The organism is Pseudomonas gingeri (assembly GCF_013386165.1).
GTDB classification, from domain to species: Bacteria; Pseudomonadota; Gammaproteobacteria; order Pseudomonadales; family Pseudomonadaceae; genus Aquipseudomonas; species Aquipseudomonas gingeri_C.
Genome location: NZ_JACAOS010000051.1, coordinates 1 through 876 on the forward strand (window position 1 = coordinate 1; position 876 = coordinate 876).

General features: G+C 62.6%; 1 protein-coding gene. It reads right to left on the minus strand.

The features are described from left to right. Positions 1 to 259: 259 nt before the first annotated feature. Positions 260 to 876, minus strand: a 617-nt coding sequence (locus HX866_RS34015) for an ABC transporter permease subunit (protein WP_177141294.1), incomplete at its 5' end; no start/stop codon positions are given.

The window sequence follows — 876 nt, forward strand, 5'->3', positions numbered from 1 at the left end:
GGAGCCGGCTTGCTGGCGATGGCGTCAGTAAGGACAGCGCCAGACCCAAGGGCCTCATCGCCGGCAAGCCAGCTCCTACAAAGACCTCGGCAGCACGATATTTTTGTGGTGAGACGCGGTCCTGTGGGAGCCGGCTTGCTGGCGATGGCGTCAGTAAGGACAGCGTCAGACTCAAGGGCCTCATCGCCGGCAAGCCAGCTCCTACAGTACTGCGTCGTTCACTGCACTTGTGCACGACACAATATTGCAGGAGCAGGGCCTACGCGGTCTCCGCCACCTGGGCCCGACGCACATCCGGCTGCTTCCAGGAGTCCGCCGCACTTTCCTCGATGGCCAACTGAATGGCTTTCTTGCGACGCTCTTCGGCCTGACGGCTGAAGTACCAGACCAGGAAGGTCACAATCGACACCGCCAACAGAATCAGGCTCGCCACCGCGTTGATCTCCGGCTTCACGCCCAAACGCACCGCCGAGAACACTTCCATCGGCAAGGTTGTCGAACCCGGCCCCGACACGAAGCTGGCCAACACCAGGTCATCCAGCGACAACGCGAAGGACATCATCCCCCCCGCCGCCAACGACGGCGCGATCATTGGAATAGTGATCAGGAAGAACACCTTCCAAGGCTTGGCGCCCAGGTCCATGGCCGCCTCTTCGATGGACAGGTCCAGCTCCCGCAGACGTGCCGACACCACCACCGCCACATAGGCCGCGCAGAAGGTCGTGTGGGCGATCCAGATGGTGACGATGCCACGTTCCTGGGGCCAGCCGATCATCTGCGCCATGGCCACGAACAGCAGCAACAGCGACAGGCCGGTAATCACTTCCGGCATCACCAACGGCGCCGTCACCAAGCCACCGAACAGCGTGCGGCCCT